The sequence below is a fragment of the Staphylococcus sp. HMSC062H10 genome, assembly GCF_001836945.1.
Classification (GTDB): Bacteria; Bacillota; Bacilli; order Staphylococcales; family Staphylococcaceae; genus Staphylococcus; species Staphylococcus aureus.
In genome coordinates, this window is sequence record NZ_KV830955.1 from 1 (window position 1) to 2,990 (window position 2,990).

Below are 2,990 nucleotides of genomic sequence, written 5' to 3' on the forward strand. Positions count from 1 at the left end.
CGAATGGTCGGCTTAATAGCTCACGCTATGCCGACATTCGTCTACAAGTTTAGTTAAGGGTTCTTCTCAACGTCAATAAATTTTCTCGGCATAAATGCATGTTTGATTATGCGTGTAACTATACCTTAAATAAAGCATTAATTGTGCACTGATTTACTAATTATTATCCCTTACTTTCATTCACACTATAATCAACACCTTAATTCTAAACATCTGAAGTAATCATAATTTTTAAACCTAATAAAATTCGTGACTATCTTAGTTAAACTCTGTTTAATTAAGATTTTTTATTTTTCGTTATCCAAGAGGCGCATTTACATACTTAAAAATGCGTCGAGCTAAAACCAAAATTTACATGTAATAATCGAATATACTTATTTTGCATTTTAAGGGGGTATTTAGAACGAACTTTAAAAATATATAGTTTTATAACTGTATTATCTTATTTGTTTCTTAAAACGCAAATATGAGCCAAATAAATATATTCTGATTTTATAATCAAAAATTCGATCAAACCCAGTGTCGATTTTTCGGACACTGCCCATTTACATGCAAATTAAAAATTAGCATAAAATCCTTTAAAACTTCCCCCATGTTTTTCTAAATTCCTGCAGGGCGCTTTTTATCAAAAATCGAGAATTTTAAATTTTCTCTAAGAACTCCGTAAGAGCATAAGGAGAATTTGCTATCATTCAAAAACGATAGGTCTGGCAAAGCCAGACATTCCAAGGGTTTTAAGTAATTTTAAAGTGATATCATAAAAAGCTGTAGTGTCACACTTTTGTGACACAATATATTGCGCTTGTCACAGTTTTGTGACACTACATACAGCATTTGTCACAAAAATAAGACAGTACTTTTTTACAAAAAATCAATAAAAAAGACATCAGTCATCACTAATGTCTTAAATAATAATTTTGTTTTTCAAAATTCCAAATTGCCGTAATTGAATGTGCTTTTGCTTCTTCATCTGTTGTTTTATCTTCATCACTTGTATTAATTAAATTACCATCTTCAGCATCGTCTAAGTTTAAAATTTTATGCTTTTGTTTAAGCAATCCACCATAACTTAACATACGTTTTCGATATAAACCTTTTTCTAAATCACTTACAATTTCTTGATTTTTTTCGTCATTGTCAGTTAAAAAATCAGATGACTTAACCGAATATTTTGATGTCTCTTTGATTGCCGATTCAATATCTTTATCGCCTTTTTGATTAGGTTTAATTGCTTTAATATTTGCAACAGGTCGATAATCAACTTGTAATGCTTTTTGCCATAAATAGACCCATTCTTCTTGAGTTATATAATTAGATTTATTTTTAAAATAACTATTTTCAACACATAATAAAACATGCATATGTTGATTATAACTACCGTCATTTTTATTAACGGTAACTTCTGTCGAACGCAAAAATCCAACAAGATTTTGTTTAACTTTTTTATATCTACTTAACCTATCAAATGCTTTCGTTAAGTGTTTCAAACTTTGTTCTAAAGTATCTCCATCTATCGCATTTCGTGTTGAAAGTGTTAAGAATAACCAACGTGCTTTAGGCTTTTCTTTGATAACTTCTTTAATAACTTTTTCAGCTTGATAACTATTTTTCATAGCACGCCTCCAATTACAAACTGGACATAATTTTGATTTACAAAACCATGTCTTATGTAATTTCAAATAACCTTCATCAGTCGGCTTGAACTCTAAGACGTTACCACACTGTTTTACGTTATAAGCCTTTTTAATTTTTAAAATTTCTAGTATATCTGCATAACTTAAATTAGGTTCTGTTGCAAAGTTAGAAATATAGTATAATAGTCAACAAAAAATGAGGTGCAGAGGATGAATTATTTCAGATATAAGCAATTTGACAAAGATGTCATTACTGTAGCCGTTGGCTACTATCTAAGATATGCATTAAGTTATCGTGATATATCTGAAATATTGAGAGAACGAGGCATCTATGTTCATCATTCAACAATTTATCGATGGGTACAGGAATATGCTCCTATTTTGTATCAAATTTGGAAGAAAAAGAATAAGCAAGCTTATTATAAATGGCATATAGATGAGACGTATATCAAAATTAAAGGGCAATGGAATTATTTATATCGCGCTATTGATGCAGATGGCCATACACTAGATATTTCGTTACGTAAGAAACGAGATAATCACTCAGCATATACGTTTATTAAACGTCTTATTAAACAATTTGGCAAACCTCAAATGATAATTACAAACCAAGCCCCTTCAACGAAGGTGGCAATGTCCAAAGTGATTAAAGATTTTAAACTTACCCCCAACTGTCATTGTAACTCTAAATATTTAAATAATCTCATTGAACAAGATCATCGTCATATCAAAGTAAGGAAAATAAGTTATCAAAGTATCAATACGGCAAAGAATACGATCAAAGGCATTGAATGTATTTATGGACTATATAAAAAGAACCGCAGATCTCTTCAGATCTACGGGTTTTCGCCATGCCGTGTAATTAGCATCATGCTCATGCTAGCTAGTTAATACGAAGTATTATTTTAAACATAAGGTTAGACACTTATTTTTTAACTTTGCAACAGAACCAAGAAATCGATCCCACTGAATACCTTTACCAAATTTATTATATTTGGAATCAGAAAGAGTACCTGGCAAGTGAACTTCACGAACTTACCGAAGAAGAACAATAAAAAAATATAAAAATATTTTGAGAGTTGACCACCCACATTTGTAGTTTACGGAGAACGTGGGTGGTCAACTCTCAAAATTTATTTCTTAAAAATTTATTTGTTGTTCTGATGAGCGATGAACGACTAAAAAAGTATAATGCTATTTTCTATCATTACACTTTTTTTATACGCTTATTATACTTTCGTTATACTCTTTTTGTCGCTACACGAACTATGTGATCAAACGGCACGTTTGCCCATTTAAAATGCAAATTCGGAACGATTTATTGCTAATTTTTAAATTTGCATGTAAATGGGCAGT

Annotated in this window: 2 protein-coding genes and 1 pseudogene; 2 read left to right on the plus strand and 1 reads right to left on the minus strand. The window is 30.5% G+C overall.

Annotation, left to right across the window (positions count from 1 at the left end; genetic code table 11):
* Nucleotides 1–896 precede the first annotated feature (896 nt).
* The gene (locus tag HMPREF2658_RS01555) at nucleotides 897–1,808 is read right to left on the minus strand and encodes a protein rep (RefSeq protein WP_072468978.1); all 912 of its coding nucleotides are present in this window, start codon (nucleotides 1,806–1,808) and stop codon (nucleotides 897–899) included.
* Nucleotides 1,809–1,844: 36 nt separating this feature from the next.
* Here HMPREF2658_RS01555 and HMPREF2658_RS01560 point away from each other — a divergent pair, with 36 nt between their 5' ends.
* Nucleotides 1,845–2,525: an IS6-like element ISSau6 family transposase gene (locus HMPREF2658_RS01560; RefSeq protein ID WP_054193559.1), complete on the plus strand. Its 681-nt coding sequence runs from the start codon at nucleotides 1,845–1,847 to the stop codon at nucleotides 2,523–2,525.
* A gap of 59 nt (nucleotides 2,526–2,584) precedes the next feature.
* Nucleotides 2,585–2,689 (plus strand): annotated as a pseudogene (locus HMPREF2658_RS14810) (replication protein); the annotation flags it as partial.
* Between the last annotated feature and the right edge of the window lie 301 nt (nucleotides 2,690–2,990).

What these genes read in the sequence shown, in the direction of transcription:
- HMPREF2658_RS01560 (WP_054193559.1), top strand. Translation starts at nt 1,845, where the DNA reads ATGAATTATTTCAGATATAAGCAATTTGACAAAGATGTCATTACTGTA.